Below are 528 nucleotides of genomic sequence, written 5' to 3'. Positions count from 1 at the left end.
CTTTTAGATGGCAAAAATGATGATAATCAAGATCAGTCATCTGCTTATGACAGAAGCATTTACAGACCTCTTGATACATCTCATACCGTTATGAATGATAGCGTTCCTTTTTAAACAGAAGGTGCTTTAATGGATAGTAAAAAGAAGTCTAGGGTTAGTACAGAAGAATCTGAACCCGTTTATATGCTTACAGAGAATGATATAGAGCTGTTAAGAGATTGTATGTCATCTACATCAATGAGTTATTACAGTATAGTGATGGGTGCTTTATTGAGTACACTTTTCATTCTGCTCTTAAAACTTTCTTGGGATCAAAGTCACTTAAAACTTAAGTTAGGTGTTGCTGCTGTAATATGCATTTTAGTGGTTTTATTGTTCTTTTTAAATCGAATTTCATGGTCAAGATCAGAGAGAATTTGGCAAGATATTAAACAGACATCTGAGGACATAAGTGAAAAAAAATAAAAAAAGGGGACGCCCTAAAATAGCAGGGCAGGTAAGAGAACCAAACGGACGTATATCACGTGC

1 protein-coding gene and 1 pseudogene are annotated in these 528 nt (G+C 34.8%); both read left to right on the top strand.

All coding sequences use genetic code 11. The annotated features are described in order from the left end of the window. Positions 1-114 (top strand): annotated as a pseudogene (locus tag ACFIL3_RS11210) (single-stranded DNA-binding protein); the annotation flags it as partial. Positions 115-129: 15 nt separating this feature from the next. Next, the gene (locus ACFIL3_RS11205) at positions 130-465 is read left to right on the top strand and encodes a hypothetical protein (RefSeq protein ID WP_375607479.1); all 336 of its coding nucleotides are present in this window, start codon (positions 130-132) and stop codon (positions 463-465) included. Positions 466-528: the final 63 nt, after the last annotated feature.

This window comes from Bartonella sp. CE47NXGY, from assembly GCF_042195415.1.
Lineage (GTDB): Bacteria > Pseudomonadota > Alphaproteobacteria > Rhizobiales > Rhizobiaceae > Bartonella.
The sequence above is the reverse complement of the archived record's forward strand: the minus strand, read 5'-3'. Positions and strand labels throughout refer to the sequence as shown.

Excerpts from the sequence above, each read along its gene's own strand:
- ACFIL3_RS11205 (WP_375607479.1), top strand. The coding sequence starts at position 130 with ATGGATAGTAAAAAGAAGTCTAGGGTTAGTACAGAAGAATCTGAACCC.